At 48.2% G+C, this 18,284-nt stretch carries 14 protein-coding genes and 2 pseudogenes; 5 read left to right on the forward strand and 11 right to left on the reverse strand.

Annotation, left to right across the window (positions count from 1 at the left end):
- Nucleotide 1: 1 nt before the first annotated feature.
- Nucleotides 2–1,768 carry a cache domain-containing sensor histidine kinase gene (locus JO375_RS04405; RefSeq protein WP_229523316.1) on the reverse strand — a complete coding sequence of 589 codons (1,767 nt, stop codon included), beginning with the start codon at nt 1,766–1,768 and terminating at the stop codon, nt 2–4.
- A 191-nt stretch (nt 1,769–1,959) separates the two neighbouring features.
- Between JO375_RS04405 and JO375_RS04410 the strand changes: the two genes are divergently transcribed.
- The 3 genes from JO375_RS04410 to JO375_RS04420 all read left to right on the forward strand — a co-directional run bounded on the left by JO375_RS04410 (nt 1,960) and on the right by JO375_RS04420 (nt 4,760).
- Nucleotides 1,960–2,790 (forward strand): helix-turn-helix domain-containing protein, encoded by an 831-nt coding sequence (locus tag JO375_RS04410; RefSeq protein WP_229523317.1) that lies wholly within the window; start codon nt 1,960–1,962, stop codon nt 2,788–2,790.
- 155 nt (nt 2,791–2,945) lie between these two features.
- Complete coding sequence (locus JO375_RS04415) at nt 2,946–4,139, forward strand: glycoside hydrolase family 5 protein (RefSeq protein WP_229523318.1); 1,194 nt, start codon at nt 2,946–2,948, stop codon at nt 4,137–4,139.
- A gap of 291 nt (nt 4,140–4,430) precedes the next feature.
- Nucleotides 4,431–4,760 (forward strand): hypothetical protein, encoded by a 330-nt coding sequence (locus JO375_RS04420; RefSeq protein WP_229523319.1) that lies wholly within the window; start codon nt 4,431–4,433, stop codon nt 4,758–4,760.
- A 159-nt stretch (nt 4,761–4,919) separates the two neighbouring features.
- Here JO375_RS04420 and JO375_RS04425 read toward each other — a convergent pair.
- From JO375_RS04425 to JO375_RS04440, 4 genes and pseudogenes are all read right to left on the reverse strand, one after another.
- A pseudogene (locus JO375_RS04425) lies at nt 4,920–5,045 on the reverse strand (endonuclease V); the annotation flags it as partial.
- Between the two features lie 25 nt (nt 5,046–5,070).
- The gene (locus JO375_RS04430; protein WP_229523320.1) at nt 5,071–5,652 is read right to left on the reverse strand and encodes an NAD(P)H-dependent oxidoreductase; all 582 of its coding nucleotides are present in this window, start codon (nt 5,650–5,652) and stop codon (nt 5,071–5,073) included.
- Between the two features lie 72 nt (nt 5,653–5,724).
- Entirely contained in the window at nt 5,725–6,309 is a 585-nt protein-coding gene (locus JO375_RS04435; protein ID WP_229523321.1) for a TetR/AcrR family transcriptional regulator, read from the reverse strand.
- Between the two features lie 189 nt (nt 6,310–6,498).
- Nucleotides 6,499–6,936, reverse strand: coding sequence for a DUF4183 domain-containing protein (locus tag JO375_RS04440; RefSeq protein ID WP_267497664.1), 438 nt, complete (start codon nt 6,934–6,936; stop codon nt 6,499–6,501).
- Nucleotides 6,937–7,580: 644 nt separating this feature from the next.
- Between JO375_RS04440 and JO375_RS04445 the strand changes: the two are divergent.
- Nucleotides 7,581–7,993 (forward strand): annotated as a pseudogene (locus JO375_RS04445) (DUF4183 domain-containing protein).
- Nucleotides 7,994–8,235: 242 nt separating this feature from the next.
- Here JO375_RS04445 and JO375_RS04450 read toward each other — a convergent pair.
- Nucleotides 8,236–9,021, reverse strand: coding sequence for a GH12 family glycosyl hydrolase domain-containing protein (locus JO375_RS04450; RefSeq protein ID WP_229523322.1), 786 nt, complete (start codon nt 9,019–9,021; stop codon nt 8,236–8,238).
- 364 nt (nt 9,022–9,385) lie between these two features.
- Here JO375_RS04450 and JO375_RS04455 point away from each other — a divergent pair, with 364 nt between their 5' ends.
- Nucleotides 9,386–10,669, forward strand: a complete 1,284-nt coding sequence (locus tag JO375_RS04455) for a pectate lyase family protein (protein ID WP_229523323.1) — start codon at nt 9,386–9,388, stop codon at nt 10,667–10,669.
- Nucleotides 10,670–10,801: 132 nt separating this feature from the next.
- Here the strand turns inward: JO375_RS04455 and JO375_RS04460 are convergent, their stop codons facing one another.
- The 5 genes from JO375_RS04460 to JO375_RS04480 all read right to left on the reverse strand — a co-directional run.
- Complete coding sequence (locus JO375_RS04460; RefSeq protein ID WP_229523324.1) at nt 10,802–11,869, reverse strand: ABC transporter ATP-binding protein; 1,068 nt, start codon at nt 11,867–11,869, stop codon at nt 10,802–10,804.
- Between the two features lie 177 nt (nt 11,870–12,046).
- The gene (locus JO375_RS04465) at nt 12,047–13,426 is read right to left on the reverse strand and encodes a sensor histidine kinase (protein WP_229523325.1); all 1,380 of its coding nucleotides are present in this window, start codon (nt 13,424–13,426) and stop codon (nt 12,047–12,049) included.
- 2 nt (nt 13,427–13,428) lie between these two features.
- Complete coding sequence (locus JO375_RS04470) at nt 13,429–14,139, reverse strand: response regulator transcription factor (protein WP_229523326.1); 711 nt, start codon at nt 14,137–14,139, stop codon at nt 13,429–13,431.
- Between the two features lie 180 nt (nt 14,140–14,319).
- The gene (locus JO375_RS04475) at nt 14,320–14,853 is read right to left on the reverse strand and encodes a hypothetical protein (protein WP_229523327.1); all 534 of its coding nucleotides are present in this window, start codon (nt 14,851–14,853) and stop codon (nt 14,320–14,322) included.
- 156 nt (nt 14,854–15,009) lie between these two features.
- Nucleotides 15,010–18,284: WIAG-tail domain (locus JO375_RS04480; protein ID WP_229523328.1), on the reverse strand; the 3,275-nt coding region annotated here is incomplete at its 5' end.

Below are 18,284 nucleotides of genomic sequence, written 5' to 3' on the forward strand. Positions count from 1 at the left end.
CCTACCGCCCTCCGTATTCATCAGGAATTTCAAAAGCGACCACCGTTCCTTCCTGCACCACACTATGCACCATTAAGCCGTCGCCGTCCGTTGCATCAGACGCGCGGTTATAATAGAGGACAAGCCTGCGCTGCACATTCGCTAGTCCCATACCGGTCCCCTTGCTCTGGACGGTCGATCCTCCCGTTAGTGCTGCACGCACAGCTGCAAGTTCCTCCAGTGTCATTCCGGGCCCGTCATCTATGACGGCGATCTGTATCCACCCCGGTCTTGCCGAAGGAGTGACACGGATTTCAACGTGTCCGTTGCCCATGCGATTTTCGACGCCGTGCAAAATGGCGTTCTCTAAAATGGGCTGGATGAGCAGCTTTGGAAGCGGAATTGGCGCTGCCCCTGGAAGCATATGGATTTGCCAGCTCAGACGTTCACCGAGACGCATCTTCATCAGTTCCAGATAACGGCGGACTTGTGCTATTTCTTCCCCCAGTGTCACCCACGAGTCATGGTGAGCCGGTTCGATAATATACCGAAACAGTCGTGACATCGACACCATCAGCCCGGCCAGCTCCTCCTCTCCCTTTTCCCGCAGCGACCAATTGAAAGCATCCAGCGTATTAAAGAGAAAATGCGGGTTAATCTGCGCCTGCAGCGCTCTAAGCTCGGTTTGGCTTTGCAAAACCTCCTTCTCGCAAATGACGCAAATCAATTCATTGATATCAACGATCATCGAGTTGTACTCTGCATTCAGTTCCTGCAGCTCGGCCGCTGCGGCGGGTTCCGGATTCAGGGCCAATGCCCCTTCCCGTGAACGGCGCATCGCCTGAATCAAATGGTCTATCGGTTTGGTAATCAACGTCGACAGCATAAAGGACATAAGCAGGAATAACACCGCACCCAGAGACGCAGAGATGATCAGTGTTGTCCTTAAAACCGAAATTCCGTCTGTGACGACGCTAACCGGAATCAGGATCAGCAGCGACCAGCCGGTCCGCTCCGATTGCTGCACTGCCTTCACATATTCCCGCTCTCCGATATGAACCGTCTGCGTCTTGCTGTGCAGTACAGCTGACAAATCCGTCTGGTTCACAGGTTCACCTGACAGCAGCTGGCCCTGGCGATCTACAAGCAGCATCGTTTCACCCGCCTCTTCCTGGACCGCCGCTGCATCATTCAGCCCGAAATAGCTTCGCTCCATGCGGGTAATCAGATATCCTCCGCGTGAAAACCAGCGGTCCACCAGGCTCACCTGCCGAATCGCCAGCAGCGATCGGGGGTCCTCGGGATCAATGCCGATCCAGACTAATCTTCCTTTCATCTGATTCGCCTCCCGGATGTCCGCTTGTCCGATACGCTCCTCCAGACTGCCCTCCCTAATCGGAAACAACATCTCCCCTTTGGTGGTATACAGCTCCAGCGATCCGACACTCGGCATATAAGTTTGATAGCTGTGCATCACTTGCAGCAGGGACTGGCGCTGCCGAAATGACACCTTCCCTCCGTTGCGCTCTTCCAGCAAAATATGCTGAACGGCCGGATGATTGGCCACCTGCTCCGTCAGGCTGTCCATCTGGCCGATTAATGCATCCAGCCTCCCGCTTGCTTGGACCGCGGTCTGACCAATATGACGCTCGGCACTGTTTTTCAACAGGTGAGAAACATTCAGGTAAATGAACATCCCCGCCACACTCATCATCATGAGCATCACCAGTATAAATCCGATAAAAATCTGATTACGCAGCGTGTTAAATGGTTGAAATCTCGAACGCATATGCCCTCTCCTCCTGGTTTATCACGGTAAAATGAGTAATGATAACGCTCTCCATTTCTCCATTCTATCGCATCATTCCCTTTACGGCTTCTCAACTGGTGGTTGAATATTTTAAAAAATCAAATATGAAGTTATTGTTCCTGCCAACGAGCTCCAATAAAATTGGATTATATGAAGGAGCGTGAATATGTATGAGAGAGAAATTAGCCAGAAATATAAGCATATATCGTAAAGAAAGAGGACTTACACAAGAAGAGCTCGCACAAATACTTGGGCTCTCATTTCAAGCAGTATCCAAGTGGGAAAATGCTCAGACCATGCCTGATATTTCGTTACTCCCCCAGTTATCAAGAACCCTGGAGGTAAGCATCGACAAACTGCTCGGATATGTATCACAGGACAAACCGATTACCATTTATGAGGAAGAATATAAAACACCCGAGTATTACTGGGGGACTGAACCTAATAAAGTTTGCTATCAGGTTTTACAATGGATGCCGCCCAATACACACTTGAAATTGCTGGATATTGGCTGTGGCGAGGGAAAAGATGCCGTGTTTTTTGCTAGAAACGGATATAATGTGGCTGCATTTGATGTTTCAGACGCAGGTGTGGAAAAAACCAAAAGACTTGCTGAAAAAATCGGAGTTCATGTTGACGTGTTTAAGGCAGACATTTTAGATTACCGTCTGGATACGCATTTTGATATTATCTTTTCAAGTGGTGTTCTACACTACATAAAACCGGACTTTCGCAAAGAAATATTGGATAACTATAAGCAGTATACAAAACAAAACGGCTTGCATGTCTTGAATGTGTTTGTACATAAGCCGTTTATTGCGCCACCGCCCGAAAAAGAGACTAACGCTCATAACTGGTATTCTGGCGAGCTGCTTACACATTATCACGACTGGTTCATTCAAGATAGCTCGGAAGTTATTTTCGACTGTAACTCATCAGGTATTGCTCATAAGCATGCCATGACCAAAATAATTGCCAAAAAAATCACCTCGTTAGGCTAAAGATACGAAAGATAACCAAGGGACGGTCCATAAACCGTCCTTCCTTTTTATATGAATATTATGAATTTTATGAACTTGTTTAATGGAATATTTGAACATAAAATGAAATTGTAATCTGTTATAAATATATTTTAATAAAGGAGGAAGCAAAAATCATGAAAAGAAAAAGCATGAAGAAGCCATTTCTCGTTATTGCCTCTCTCGTAATGGGCTTCACCTTGTATGGCTACACCTCTGTTTCGGCAGATGCAGCCAGTGTGAAAGGATATTATCACACCCAGGGAAACAAAATTGTGGACGAGTCCGGGAAGGAGGCAGTATTTAATGGCTTGAACTGGTTTGGTCTGGAAACTCCGAATTACACTCTGCATGGACTGTGGAGCCGTTCGATGGACGACGTGCTGGACCAGGTAAAGAAAGAAGGCTACAATCTGATCCGTCTGCCATACAGTAATCAGTTGTTCGATTCCAATTCCCGCCCAGACAGTATTGATTATAACAAAAATCCTGATCTGGTTGGATTAACTCCGGTTCAAATTATGGACAAGCTGATCGAAAAAGCCGGAAAACGCGGTATTCAGGTTATCCTTGACCGCCACCGTCCAGACTCCGGCGGGCAATCCGAGCTGTGGTACACATCCAAGTACCCGGAATCCCGTTGGATCAGCGACTGGAAAATGTTGGCCAAACGTTATAAAGACAACCCTACCGTCATCGGTGCAGATTTGCACAACGAGCCACACGGCCAGGCAAGCTGGGGTACAGGCAACATTTCCACAGACTGGCGTCTTGCGGCACAGCGCGCAGGGAATGCAATTCTGTCCGTAAATCCGAATTGGTTGATTTTGGTAGAAGGTGTGGACCATAATGTCCAAGGCAACAATAGCCAATACTGGTGGGGCGGCAACCTGACTGGTGTAGCCAAGTACCCTGTCGTGCTGGACGTACCGAACCGCGTTGTATATTCTCCGCATGATTACGGCCCTGGTGTGTCTTCGCAGCCATGGTTCAACGAATCGAGCTTCCCGTCCAATCTGCCGGCCATCTGGGATAAAACCTGGGGTTACATCAGCAAGCAAAACATAGCTCCGGTGCTGGTTGGTGAATTCGGCGGCCGTAATGTTGATTTGTCTTCTACTGAGGGTAAATGGCAAAATGCACTCGTAGACTATATTGGCGCCAACAACTTGTACTTTACGTACTGGGACCTGAATCCGAATAGTGGTGACACGGGTGGACTGCTGCTGGACGACTGGGTTACCTGGAATCGTCCTAAGCAGGATATGCTAAGCCGCATTATGAAGCCTGTTACGTTCGTAACAGGACAAGCGAAAGCTGCCGCTGAATAAATCTATCGTTCCTCTAGGTCGCTTATGCTTTTTTGCTAGTTAAAAAAACCGCTTTTTCACTTTCTAGCTCAGATCTTGCTGAGCCTAAGAAGATGTGGAGAAGCGGCTTTTTTTGGAGTAGCCCAGCTTTACACATTGAAAATACCCACAACGAATGGGCCATTCTGTAAACTAAATCTCTCTTTTAACCGATAAATACATATGTTGGATTTAGAAATAATAATATATACTCCAATCTTTGAAGAAGGGACTCACCATGAACGTAAACATAGCCAGAAAGGAAGTTTGTATGTGATTATTTGGAAGGGTTTTGGTATTTTGAATATCGTTATTCCAGGGGTTATATTCATTGTTGTCAGTGCTATATTATCCTCTCTAGGGCTTAACTCAATAGATTCCCGACTGCCACTGGCTTTTGTGTTCATTGTATCGGGAGTTATTATCTGGCATCTGGGGAAAGCGCTCAACGCCAAATCAGGCAAAGTGCTGGTAGATATGGAGACGGGGGAACACTATCGAATGGGAACCGAGCACAGCCTGTTTTTCATCCCGATGCATTATTGGGGCCCTGTCGGTCTAGTATTAGGATTTATTTTAACAGTTGCAACGATATTTACATAACATGGATTGCAAATCATGAGCTATTTCTTGATCAAGGTGTACCTGCAAAGATAATATAAAGACACGTTACCTGATTTTTCGATGAATAATCTGTATAAAAGACCACAATGCGAGCGAGCCGCCCTATTGTGGTCTATTTCCTAAACGTAAGGGCTATTCAATTCCCTCATCATCAACCAATAATGAACAAGTGCCTCTTTCTTGAGAGGGTTCTTTATAATCACCCCACAGCCTCGTTTTACCACATCCAATTGTAGGAGCATCAAAGATAACCCCTAAATGACTAGTTTCATTTTGTCCTCTATTAAATTCAGTTCATGCATCGCCCCAACTGCTCCACCTTGCTCAGCCAATCATTGCGCTGTTGCTCCGTCTTCTTATTCATGAGATCAATGGCGGTAGAACGCACGGTCTTGATACCGCATAGACGGAGCGTGGAATCCTTCATCATGCGATGCCCTGGCTGTCCCTGAAAAAATCGGTAATACCAGTGCGGTCCATCCATCGTTGATAGGAGATGGGCCGTTCTGCCTTTTAAGAGCTGATCCGGCAGAGGTTTGCCTGTTTGATATTTAAACGCAAAGCCCGGCATAAAAACACGGTCAATGAAACCTTTCATTAAGGCAGGCAGGCTGCCCCACCAGATCGGAAAAATGAAAACAAGATGCTCTGCCCATTTAATCCATTCCTGAGCTTGAATCAGGTCGGGCTCCAGCGGCAATTTATCACGATATCCACCTGATAGATTCGGATTAAAACCCAGCGCGGACAGCTGCAGCAATCGCACCTCAGCCCCCGCAGCCTCCGCTCCTTTTACGTAGGATTGAGCGAGCGCTTCTCCATAACTGCCGACAACCGGATTTCCTTGGATAACCAATATTCTTTTAGACATACAAGCCACTTCCCACCCTCATTATATGATTTTAGTTAGAAAATACTAACCTTTCATTTTAAAAGAAAAGGCCTATTGACCTTTACTTAATAAAGCGGTTAAACGTTGCTTCACCTCGGCTGCAAATGGAGTCAGTTCCTGCGGAAGCTCACCTTCCAGACTGGACACGGACAAGCGTGTAATGGCTCCAATGATGAGCACACCGGATAGCCGTGCATCCTGCTCGGGCAATTCTCCGTGCTCGATCCCCTGCTCAATGAATTCCGTTAACGCCTCCAGCGGCTGACGTACATTCTGGCTTTGACTTGCCTGAATATACAGCTCATGATGCTGCGACAGTAAAAGCAGACCACACTGATCCTCATCATGCATTCCTACTACTTCATCTACCAATTGATGAAAACGACTGACAAAGCTTCCGCTCTGCTTGCGATAAAAGTCAATTAATGTGGTGTAGCTGCTGCAATACTGTCCGAATACTTCCATTGCCATTGCATCTTTACTCTTAAAATGCTTGTATATCGCGGCATCTGTCACACCAGCAGCCTCTCCGATTTGTTTGACAGAAATTCCGTCAACCCCGTTGGTTGCAAATAAGCGCATTGCAGCCTGTAAAATATCCTTCTTCTTGCTATCTATATGGGTTTTCTTGTTCATAAGCTTATAGTAAGTGATGACTAACCAAATTGCAATTCATATGTAGGCAGATTTGTTCCCTACTACGAAAGGACGCACAAGCCATTCATACCTTGCTTTTAAAACGACCGTTGGGCGGGCTGCACAATCCGTTCTGGCCTAGACTGGCAGCCGATCGCATTGGAGGGCCTGCGCCGTAAAACAACGATGTCAGGCACTGTGTCGCACACTAAATTGAACAATTTCCACAATAATCGGTGTGCCGGAGAGAATAGACTCCCCTTGACTGAGGTGAATCGTCAGCGATGCAAGTGTCAGGCTGTATAATGTGCTTTCTTGTATCATGCCGTTAATATACAGATTGGCATAGCTGTTGGGTCCGACATAAAACCGCTGGAAATCCTCGTGTACACCATCCGCCGAGAACTGGTCCGCCCTGATCGTAACTGAGGATTCAATATCATCGGGTGCAGTATAAAAATACCGCTCCGACGTGGGTATAATTTCAATATCCGAAATGTCAGGTGCCGGGCCTGAAGGACCTGTTACACCTTGGGGTCCTGTCGGGCCGGTTATGCCCTGCGCTCCGGTGGGACCTCGTAAGCCTGTTGAGCCTGGTATACCCTGCAATCCTGCAGGACCGGGCACCCCCTGTGCCCCCTAGCCCATTGGACCCGGTATTCCCTGGGCCCCCTGTAAGCCTGCTAGACCTGGTATTCCTTGGGCTCCCTGCACCCCTGCTGGGCCTGGTAGGCCCTGCGCTCCGGTTATGCCTAAAATACATCGGACTCCTGCCAGGCAGGTTTGGCATTGTTTTCCTGATATCTTTTTGGTCCATCGCTTAACTGCCAAACTCCTTTTCTTCAGATGCTTTCCAGGCGTATGGCAATATCGTCGTTGTATGTTTAGGATTAGATACTTTTGGACACGGAACCCCGTTTTCCTTCTTCTGGACGGGTGCCTTGTTTTACATTTCGTACGACACATACAATGGATGCTCCGCTTTCTATGCCTCCTTAATGATAAAACGCGTCGCCTCATAACCAGCCGCCTACACCTCCTTTACTCCTGCTTATGTATTGTATGCACATTCCCCATTAGGGTTTTAGGCATTTGCAACACTCCGATTCCAGGGATTCGCTTCCAGCCATATTTATAGCAAAATTGTGCTTTCCTCGCTCACCCTTTTAATAATAGATAGGTTCATGTGCCGTTTCCGAATAGAGCAAAAAATCATTTATTAATTAAGAGCCGACGCATGGCTCATGCTGAAAAGAAAGGAGGTAAAAACCATGCCAATCGTAAAGCCTGTGTTTACAGTAACAGCTACAGCCCCTGTTGCATCGGGCGGTGCTATTACCACCACCATAAGCCCAACCTCAACTCGCTTTTTCTCAACAATTACAGCCGGATGATCGGAGCAACGAATACAACCATTCCTGCTGCAAGCTTTGTAGATGACTCCAATAATGCCGTTACTACTCTGCCAACATTAGCGGCTACTGATACTTCTAGTTATTACGTTAACGGACTTGTTCAGCAAAGCTCCCTATTCACCTTAAGCTCAGCAAGCCTGGTCATTAGCTCGACTGATATTTCAGTAGGTGTTCCGGTTATTGTTGAAATATCTCATTTTAGTGGTACAGCTTCCACGATCACAACGCAGCCTACCATCTCTGCTCCTACCATTACGATTACCAGTTAAGATATTTCACCGTTTAGGTTCGATCTGAATAAGCACTCCATAACGCTGTACGCCCCCGCCCGAATGAGTTAAAAAGGACCGATTCAGATATAAAATATCGGAATCGGTCCTTTATGCACACTATCATTGTATAATCGTATTCAAGCGCTCCGGTACCGCATGATTAAGGCAAAATAGCAAAAGAGCGCAACTGGAAACCCGGGAGAATCCTGAATGCTCGGAACGATATTAAAGGCATTCCTTTATTGAACATTCACATTCCATTTACTGATATTCATAGAGCCGCTGCCACCGAAAATTTCAGTGCCAAACTCCACGCTACTCATAAATTTGGCATTACTCATCCATTTTTTCGTATAAATGATGTAGTCTGTAAAATTTTTGATATTAAACGATGCACTGTTCGTGTTCTTTTTTCTCACAAAGGAGAAGACATTCCAGCCCTTGCCGTTCCCCGCATCGATCCAGCCTTTGTACAAATCCCAGTCGCTTCCTGCAAGCGAAACCGTCTCCACATAACTTCCAGCCGGACCGGCTTTCGTATTATCCAGCCATATCATTAGCTCATCGGTTGGAGCCGAGTCCGAACTCGCTTTGTCTGTTTCATGGAACCACACATCATAAGCAGCATTGTATGTCCCGTTAGCCTTAATGGAATAGTTCACACTGGTGTTAATATTTTTATTATCCCATAGGCGTACAGGTAATCCGCTGCCTGGCGTATAACCCGCGGTCCAATGCCATCCACTGACAATGGAAGGATAGCCTTTGACGGATGAGGTGTTGCTCGGCCAATTCCAGCTCCAGCCCATATTTTTGTCATTGTTATGGAAAATGCTTTGTGTCCACCCTTGAACCTGCCCTTGGCCCCATACATTATTAAATAAATAGTACTTATTATTGGCAAAATTAATTTTGTCTGATGGGGTGGAAGAGGATGCTGCCGAAGCCATCATAGCAGGTACAAACAGCAGGACTGCCAAAGCAGTTAACCAGAACTTGTAATAAAATGATCGTTTTCTTAACATGTTTTTCTCTCCTTTTGAATTATTGGATGAGACTCTAAATTTTGAAAGCACTTACATTTTGGATCATAACATGTATTTCTCTTTTTTTCCAGTATCTTTCTACAAAAAAGTGCTGTACATATCCCATAATTTATTCCCGTTTTGTGCTATTGCCAGCACTTTTATTATATCATTTTCGATTATTACTGGAAAAAAGTAGGCGTCGCTGTATTATATATAAATTCATCATAAATTTTATGATGTAACTTTTATTATATTAACAAATACTGGAACGCGAAGTATGATAGAAAATGTAGAAACCACAGGAGCACCCGGGACTCGCTTCGTATGTCTACGCCATCCATCTCATACACGGAGGTAATTTATGAAAAAGAGATTTTCACTCGGAATCGCAGCAGCCTTGCTGTTCACTACTCTGACTCCTCTTGGTGCACCTGCCCATGCAGCCAGCGATATTGGTAAAGAAACGCTTGGCAGCAAAGACGGTTGGGCAGCCTTTTCTACAGGCACAACAGGCGGGGCCGCAGCCTCCTCTTCTAATATTTTCACGGTAACGAATCGCCAACAATTGGTAGATGCTTTGGGCAAAAGCAGCAATACTACACCTAAAATCATTTATGTCAAAGGCACAATCAATGCCAATGTCGATGACAATAACAAGCCGCTCGGATTGAATGATTATAAGGACCCTAAATATGATTTTGACGCGTATCTCAAAGCATATGACCCGTCCACATGGGGGAAAAAGCCTCCTTCCGGCACATTGGAACAGGCGCGTGAAGCTTCACAAAAAAATCAGGCCAGTCGTGTCGTGATTCAAATTCCATCCAATACAACGATTGTTGGTCTCGGTAGCAATGCCGTCATCAACGGTGCAAATTTTCAACTGAAAAAAGGGACGGACAACGTTATTATCCGCAATATTGAATTTCAGGATGCCTACGATTATTTCCCACAGTGGGACCCAACCGACGGCAGTACAGGCAACTGGAATTCAGAATATGACAACATTACAATTAGCGGCGCCACTCATGTATGGATAGACCACAATTCCTTCAATGATGGATCTCACCCGGATAGCCAAAACGGCACCTTTTTCGGTCGGGATTACCAGCATCATGATGGGGCTCTCGATATGGTTAACCAAGCTGATCTGGTGACTGCTTCTTACAACCACTTTAGCAACCATGATAAAACCACACTTATTGGCAACAGCGACAGCAAAAAAGCCGATGAAGGGACTTTGCGTGTAACCATGCATCACAATTATTATGAAAATACAATACAACGCACACCACGCGTACGCTATGGACAAGTCCATGTGTACAACAATTACTACACAGGTGATGTCAAACGCTCGGAATATCCTGTGCTGTATGTATGGGGTGCAGGCAAATCCTCCAAAATCTTTGCCGAAAACAATGTCATTGACGTTGCTGGTTTATCTGCATCTGAAATCGTAGCTGCCTTGGGCGGAAAAGCTCTGTCAGACACTGGCACACTCCTGAATGGACAAGCCGTAAATGCTGGCTCCAGTGCGGGTCTTAGTTCTTCTGTAGGCTGGAAACCATCGCTGTACGACAAGATTTCTCCATCCGCCAGCGTGAAAGCCGAAGTCACTTCTCAGGCCGGTTCCGGTAAACTGTAAACACAGCTTCGCTAGCAGACGAGCAATCACAGGGTTCTCGCAATCTGCGGCTATACAGCAAAAAAAGGGTGTTCCCCTCGTAGATCATTCCACGGAGAGAACAGCCCTTTTTATTTATTTAAACGCCACTCATCAAACACCGTATTGTTCCACCAAAACCGGCTTTTCAAATACATTATCTAGCTTGCGAAGCTTGGCCTTTACCGCTTCTGGCGGCTCAACCGCAGGTGCATCCGGATGCAGCAGCCATGATTTCACAAAGTGTGTATCGGATACTTGAAAGAGTGGAGGCTCTTTCTCAAAATCAATCTTCATGGCATAAGCACTGCGGGCTGCAAAAGCGTCCCCTACTGGGGGATGCAGCAGATCCGGAGGGGTTCCCGGAATGGCTGCCAGCTTCTGACCATGGCTGTCCAAACTAGGCATGGAAGCGAGAAGTCCCCAAGTATATGGATGTTTCGGGTTATAGAAAATTTCATTAACCGTGCCCGTTTCCACAATTTGTCCGGCATACATAACAGCAACGCGATCTGCCATTTTTGCTACAACGCCGAGGTCATGGGTAATAAAGATGATGGAAGTGTCGATCTTCTTCTGCAGATCCTTCATCAGTTCCAGAATTTGAGCTTGAATCGTTACGTCCAGCGCAGTCGTCGGCTCATCGGCGATCAGAAGTTTGGGATTAGCAGCCAGTGCCATCGCAATCACGACACGTTGACGCATACCGCCACTGAATTCATGCGGATATTGGTTATAACGCTGCTCAGGATGCGGAATGCCTACCAGCTTAAGCAGCTCAATGCCGCGCGTGCGGGCTGCTTCCTTGGTGATTTTTTCATGCTTGAAAAGCACTTCCGTGATCTGTTTGCCGACTTTCATCGTCGGATTAAGCGAGGTCATTGGGTCCTGGGAAATCAGACCAATTTCCTTACCGCGAATTTTTTGCATCTGCTTTTCCGTCTTGTTAATCAGCTCTTCACCGTCAAACAAAATCTGACCCTTTTGATAAATACCAGGAGGGGTCGGAATCAGCTTTATCACTGCCTGTGAGGTTACACTTTTGCCTGAGCCGGATTCGCCGACAATGGCCAGCGTCTCTCCTTTATTGACATGAAAGTTTACGCCACGAATAGCCTGCACTAGTCCCTGACGGGTTTTGAAAGATATCGTTAAGTCCTTCACTTCCAAAAGGTGGTTCATCTCATCACTCTCTCATTTTTATTCATGATTGTTATTGACCACTATCTAAATAAACGACGTTCAAGAGTCAAGATATATACGAATAATTTTACTCAGTTTAGTACCTGCCAGTCAAGCAATATCTAAAATAGGCCTAAAAACCTAACATGTTTTGTGATATTTATGGAATGTTTATTCTTATAACACACGCTGTATATAGCTGAACCGCGCGCCACCCAATGGCGAACGTGTACAGACCAATTCACCGCCCAGCCTGGAGGCAATTTGCCGGCAAATCGACAGCCCCAGACCCGTGACCCCGTTCGAGCCCGCATAAAATCTTCTGAATACCTCAGCGGCCTCCTGCTCGGTCAGCCCTTCCCCGTCATCATCCACATGCATAACCCATACGACCTCCGGTGTGGTTCCCGTCTCCAAGTGGATGACAACTTCCGTTGATGTATGGCGAACAGCGTTTTGCAGCAAATTCAATATCATGCGGAACAATTGCTCGCCCGGAGCGGCCACATGCAGGTCCTCCCCCATGATACGAAGCGAAACAGAGCGTTCAGCAGCCACCGGCATCAACAAATGAACAGCATCCTCAGCCATGCTTCGAAGATCAATCAGGGAGACAGGCCATTCTTCATTCACCCCCTCCAGCCTCGATAGCTGCAGCAGCTTTTCTACCATATCAATTAAGCGCTGGGACTGCACATTAATAATGCTGAGCCCCTCCTCCTGCGATACTACTTGATCCTGTATGGCATATACGTAGCCTTGAATAGACATTAACGGTGTCCTTAGCTCGTGAGATACATTTTGCAAAAATTCGATTTGATCGTGATGATGTCGCTGAATACGGGCGGACATGGAATGAAAGGTACCAATCAGCTCGCCGATTTCGCTCTGATCTGCCTGTGGAAACTCACTATCGTGCGGTTGATCTGGCTCATAGTTGCCTACAGCTTCCTTCAATCGCTTGAGGGGGCGCACCAGACGTGAAACGACCATCAGCCCAATGACGAGAATCACCAGAAAGCTCGCCACGATGGACAGTAATGTGGTTCTCATAAGCGGCACATACAGTGCTCTTAAAGAAGACAACGGCGAGTATACAAAAATTCGAAAAGGTTGTCCGGGCAATTCTTCATTGATAAACAATATCTTCTTCCCTTGAAGCACAGCAACCCCTTCACGCGCGGCAGCCAGATCATGAGCAGACGGATGAACGGATGCAAAAAATCCCTGGCGGATCAACAGCACGCTCTCGATCCTTTTGCCCTTCATTCCAGAGACGCTGGAGTCGATGATGCGGTTATTTGTATCTATAATAAAGTAGTCGGCAGACAAAAGCATGCCTTTAATAACATAGTTCAATTCTGCATTATCCAGCCGGTCAAAGCCTCCGTCGCTCATAATATGCACGGCCTTGCGCGCCTGCTCATGAAGCTTGGATTTCGCCTGGTTTACCAGAATGTCGTCAATAAGCCTGATGAACAAAATCACCGTAATACAGACGGTAATAAGCATCGCAATGGACAGAGACAGCAGTATTTTAGCTCTCATCGTACGCATGGCTACTTCTCCTGAACCGTTGCTTTATAACCGAATCCCCATACGGTATTAATAACGAGTGTAGAATGGTATTCCACCAGCTTTTTACGAATCCGTTTGACCAGATCGTCCACGACCCGTACATCACCTATGAAATCATAGCTCCACACCTGCTGAATCAGATGCTCCCTGCCAAAAGGCCTTTCCAAATGATTCGACAGAAACAGCAGCAGATCAAACTCACGCGAGGTCAAATTTAATTCTCGTCCGTCCACCGTGACCTTGCGATAATCCGCAAAAATACTCAGATTGCCCGCACGGCATACTTCTCCGTCTTCTACTACTTTCTTGTTGTCCGATGCCGATGTTCCGGCCTTGCTCAGCCGCAGCATCGCTTTGACTCTGCCCACCAGCTCCCGCGGATTAAAGGGTTTGGTCAAAAAATCGCTGCATCCCAGCTCCAGCCCGTGTATACGGTCACTTTCTTCACCACGCGCGGAAATCATAATAATCGGCATTTCCGTAAATTCACGCAGTTGGGTCAGCAGGGAAAGTCCATCGATCCCGGGCATCATGATATCAAGAACGAGGCAGTCCGGCCGGTCAGTACGAACATGCTCTATCAGAGTTTTGCCGCTGGAGAAGGAAGTGACCTCATAAGATTCCTTTTTTAAATATTCAGATATTAATTGCAAAATGAATACGTCGTCGTCCACTACTACTATTTTTGTCATGGCTTTAACCCCTTGCCGTTGTTCTGGATGTTCCATCCTCTTTATAAGCTTAACAGAAGTCCCGCAAAATAGACAAAAGACGGGTACCGTTCCCGGTCCCGTCTTTTCTTATCATCAATTGCTGCTGTATATGCCAGGCGAGCTGAAAACTGACCGCACTCCAGCCTTATTTCTTGGTTGTTACTGTTTAGCCGCTGCTTTTGGAGCAGTTTTCACGGCTGTTTTTGGAGCAGTTTTTACAGGTGCTGCTTTTTTAATCGGAGCTTTGTGAGCCACTTTTTTAGCTACTACATGATGCGCACGAGTTTTGTGAGTCACTTTTTTAGCTGCTGCATGGTGCGCACGAGTTTTATGAGCTTTCGCTTTATGTTTAATAGCATGATGCTTAACTGTGCGGTGTTTCGCTTTCACGGTTTTTACTTTGTGGCTTGCCGCTTTTTTGGCAACTGCTTTTTTGGCAGGAGCTTTCTTCGCTTCTGTAGTTGCTTTATGAGCTGTCACAGCTTTTTTAACGGGTGCTTTCACCACAGGTTTTTTCGTTACAGGCGCTTTGGCTGGTGTTTTGGCAGTTGGTGCTGTAGCTACAGGAGCTTTAGTAGCTGGTGCAGTTGTGGCTGGAGTCGTTGGTGCTGTAGCGGCGAATGCGCTGCTAGCTCCTCCCAGTACGCTTACTACGGTCAATACGGCTGCTGCATTTTTAGTCCATTTTTTCATGATTGAATCACCTCTCCTTTAAAGTATCTTAAGCTTATCAGGAGATTTCGGGATAATTGTGGAGTAAATGTGTGAAAAGTATATGAAAAAAAACATGCAGCTCTGTGTCTAAAAATACCTGAACTGCATGCTGAACGATACACAAAACGTTCTTCCCTAACCGATGGCAATCCAGGAAACGATGCCGTAGTTATGCGAGGTTTCGTTCCACTTGGTTACAACGATCACCGCTCCACTGGCCGTCTGCGATTTTAATGTCGCATGAAAAAGAGGATGGTTGGTCATAGCTACAAGTGTGTAGTCCGGGTTCGCAAAAGGCTCACTGAATACAATCGTAACCTCCGTTTCGCCTTCACTGCCCTTCAAAAGAAACGGCGCTCTGCCGAACTGCTGCAATACGGGCTGGCTCGCACAAGTACGGACAGGAGTGATGCTCAGATGCTCCGGCTTTACTGCACTCCGTTCCAGTTCACGCGAACCTACAGAGCCTTCCGCCAGATGACGGCCTTCGATACTCCCTTCGCCCAAGTGACGGCTTTGTACCGCCGTGTCCTGTAAATGCTCTGATCCTACAGCATCCAAACTTAGAACCTCGCTATCGACGGCCCGAGCTTTCAGATGGCTGCGAGATACGCTGTCGGCCTGAAGTCTGTCGCCACTGATCCCTTCCTCCGGCAAAAGCCCCGAGAGGTGAATATCTGTAGATAGCTGGGCCAGTGTCACCGCTCCCGGCTTCAGGTGATGCGTATCAATGGCCTCCTCCACAATGTGCCAGCCGTCAATGGACTCCTCAGCCACATGCCGGGATTGGATCGCTCCATTCGCGATCTTGCTGGTCGTAATCGCTCCTTCTTGCAAGGCATCCTCCGACACCGCCTGCCAGCCTACATGCTGCGGCTGAATTGCCCCTGCTTGCAGATGCCCCGACTGAACGGACTCCGGTGCGATATGTCTAGATTGCACCGCCCCCTCGGCCAGCGCTGATTCCTGTACCGATGCGTCAGCCAGATGCCGGGTCTGTACCGCCTGCTCGGTCAGATGGACAGAGCTTACGCTGGCTTCTGCCAAATTCGATGCACGCACCGCCCGAAGTGCAAGCTTCTCAGCATTGACACTCCCAGCCTGAAGCGCGTGAACGGATACACTTCCTGGCGCAATATGCCGGGTCATCACTGCCGAAGCCTGCAAATGGACGGAGGTGACGGCTTCCGGTGCCAAATGGATGGACTGGATAGCCTCTTCTGCCACATGGTTTTCTTGCACAGCTTCGTCCGTAATGTGCCAAGGCTGTACCGAATGGGCTGACAGCTTGCTAGACGTCACGCTCTCTTCCCCCAGCTTGTCGGACGTGACAGATTCATCCTGCAGGGCATGAGACGCTACCGCATGCGGGGCAATATGCTCTTCTTGAATGGTCCCGCTTTGCAGATGGTGCGGCTGAACGGATTCCGCTGCAATATGCACAGACTTCACGGCCCCTTCTGCCAGCGCTCTGTCCTGTACCGCGCCTGCTGCCAAATGGCGGGTGTGTACGGACTGCGCAGACAAATGTGAAGGGCCGACGCTGTTTTCCGCCAGATTCGTCGCTTGCACCGCGTATGCCGCCAGTTTTTCCGATGTGATGCTCTCCGCCTGGAGCGCAAGACCGGATACACTGTCCGGGGCCAGATGCTTCGCAAACACCGAGGAAGCCTCCAGATGAACGGAAGTAACGGCTCCGGCTGCCAAGTGTGCCGAATCCACAGCTGCCACTGCCAGGTGATTGCTTTGTATAGCTTCATTCATAATATGCCCAGATTGTACCGAGTGGGCCGACAGCTTGCTGGACGTCACGCTCTCTTCCCCCAGCTTGTCGGACGTGACAGACTCATCTTGCAGAGCATGAGACGCTACCGCATGCGGGGCAATATGCTCTTCTTGAATGGTCCCGCTTTGCAGATGGTGCGGCTGAACGGATTCCGCTGCAATATGCACAGACTTCACGGCCCCTTCTGCCAGCGCTCTGTCCTGTACCGCGCCTGCTGCCAAATGGCGGGTGTGTACGGACTGTGCAGACAAATGTGAAGGGCCGACGCTGCCTTCCGCCAGATTCGTCGCTTGCACCGCGTGTGTCGCCAGTTTTTCGGAAGTGATACTCTCCGATTGAAGCGCACGACCGGATACACTGTCTGGAGCCAGATGTCTCGCAAGCACCGAAGAAGCCTCCAGATGAACGGAGGTAACGGCTCCGGCTGCCAAGTGTGCCGAATCCACAGCCGCCACTGCCAGGTGATTGCTTTGTATAGCTTCATTCATAATATGCCCAGATTGTACCGAATGGGCCGACAGCTTGCTGGACGTCACGCTCTCTTCCCCCAGCTTGTCGGACGTGACAGACTCATCTTGCAGAGCATGAGACGCTACCGCATGCGGGGCAATATGCTCTCCCTGAATGACTCCACTTTGCAAGTGCTCTGATTGAATGGATTCCGGCGCAAGGTGGACAGACTTTACAGCGCCCTCCGCCAATGCGGTTTCCTGTACCGCGCCCGCTGCCAAATGACGGCTATGCACGACATGCACAGACAGATGTCCGGGTTCGACGCTGTTTTCCGCCAGGTTAGCAGCTTGCACGGCCCGAGCGGCTAGCTTCTCAGAGGTGACACTTTCTGATTGAAGCGCATGGCCAGAGACACTATCCGGAGCCAGGTGTTTGGTCTGAACCGATGCAGATTGCAAATGGGCGGAGGTAACGGCTTCCGGGGCCAAATGGATGGACTGGATAGCCTCTTCTGCCACATGGCTTTCTTGCACAGCTTCGTCCGTAATGTGCCAAGGCTGTACCGAATGGGCTGACAGCTTGCTAGACGTCACGCTCTCTTCCCCCAGCTTGTCGGACGTGACAGATTCATCCTGCAGGGCATGAGACGCTACCGCATGCGGGGCAATATGCTCTCCCTGAATGACTCCACTTTGCAAGTGCTCTGATTGAATGGATTCCGGCGCAAGGTGGACAGACTTTACAGCGCCCTCCGCCAATGCGGTTTCCTGTACCGCGCCCGCTGCCAAATGACGGCTATGCACGACATGCACAGACAGATGTCCGGGTTCGACGCTGTTTTCCGCCAGGTTAGCAGCTTGCACGGCCCGAGCAGCTAGCTTCTCAGAGGTGACACTTTCTGATTGAAGCGCATAGCCAGAGACACTATCCGGGGCCAGGTGTTTGGTCTGAACCGATGCAGATTGCAAATGGACGGAGGTAACGGCTTCCGGGGCCAAATGGATGGACTGGATAGCCTCTTCTGCCACATGGTTTTCTTGCACAGCTTCGTCCGTAATGTGCCAAGGCTGTACCGAATGGGCTGACAGCTTGCTAGACGTTACGCTCTCTTCCCCCAGCTTGTCGGATGTTACAGATTCATCCTGCAGGGCATGAGACGCTACCGCATGCG

This window comes from Paenibacillus farraposensis (genome assembly GCF_020736845.1).
Lineage (GTDB): Bacteria > Bacillota > Bacilli > Paenibacillales > Paenibacillaceae > Paenibacillus > Paenibacillus farraposensis.

Coding starts and splice junctions, on each gene's coding strand:
- JO375_RS04405 (WP_229523316.1), bottom strand. CDS start 1,768: ATGCGTTCGAGATTTCAACCATTTAACACGCTGCGTAATCAGATTTTT.
- JO375_RS04410 (WP_229523317.1), top strand. CDS start 1,960: ATGAGAGAGAAATTAGCCAGAAATATAAGCATATATCGTAAAGAAAGA.
- JO375_RS04415 (WP_229523318.1), top strand. CDS start 2,946: ATGAAAAGAAAAAGCATGAAGAAGCCATTTCTCGTTATTGCCTCTCTC.
- JO375_RS04430 (WP_229523320.1), bottom strand. CDS start 5,652: ATGTCTAAAAGAATATTGGTTATCCAAGGAAATCCGGTTGTCGGCAGT.
- JO375_RS04435 (WP_229523321.1), bottom strand. CDS start 6,309: ATGAACAAGAAAACCCATATAGATAGCAAGAAGAAGGATATTTTACAG.
- JO375_RS04450 (WP_229523322.1), bottom strand. CDS start 9,021: ATGTTAAGAAAACGATCATTTTATTACAAGTTCTGGTTAACTGCTTTG.
- JO375_RS04455 (WP_229523323.1), top strand. CDS start 9,386: ATGAAAAAGAGATTTTCACTCGGAATCGCAGCAGCCTTGCTGTTCACT.
- JO375_RS04460 (WP_229523324.1), bottom strand. CDS start 11,869: ATGAACCACCTTTTGGAAGTGAAGGACTTAACGATATCTTTCAAAACC.
- JO375_RS04465 (WP_229523325.1), bottom strand. CDS start 13,426: ATGCGTACGATGAGAGCTAAAATACTGCTGTCTCTGTCCATTGCGATG.
- JO375_RS04470 (WP_229523326.1), bottom strand. CDS start 14,139: ATGACAAAAATAGTAGTAGTGGACGACGACGTATTCATTTTGCAATTA.
- JO375_RS04475 (WP_229523327.1), bottom strand. CDS start 14,853: ATGAAAAAATGGACTAAAAATGCAGCAGCCGTATTGACCGTAGTAAGC.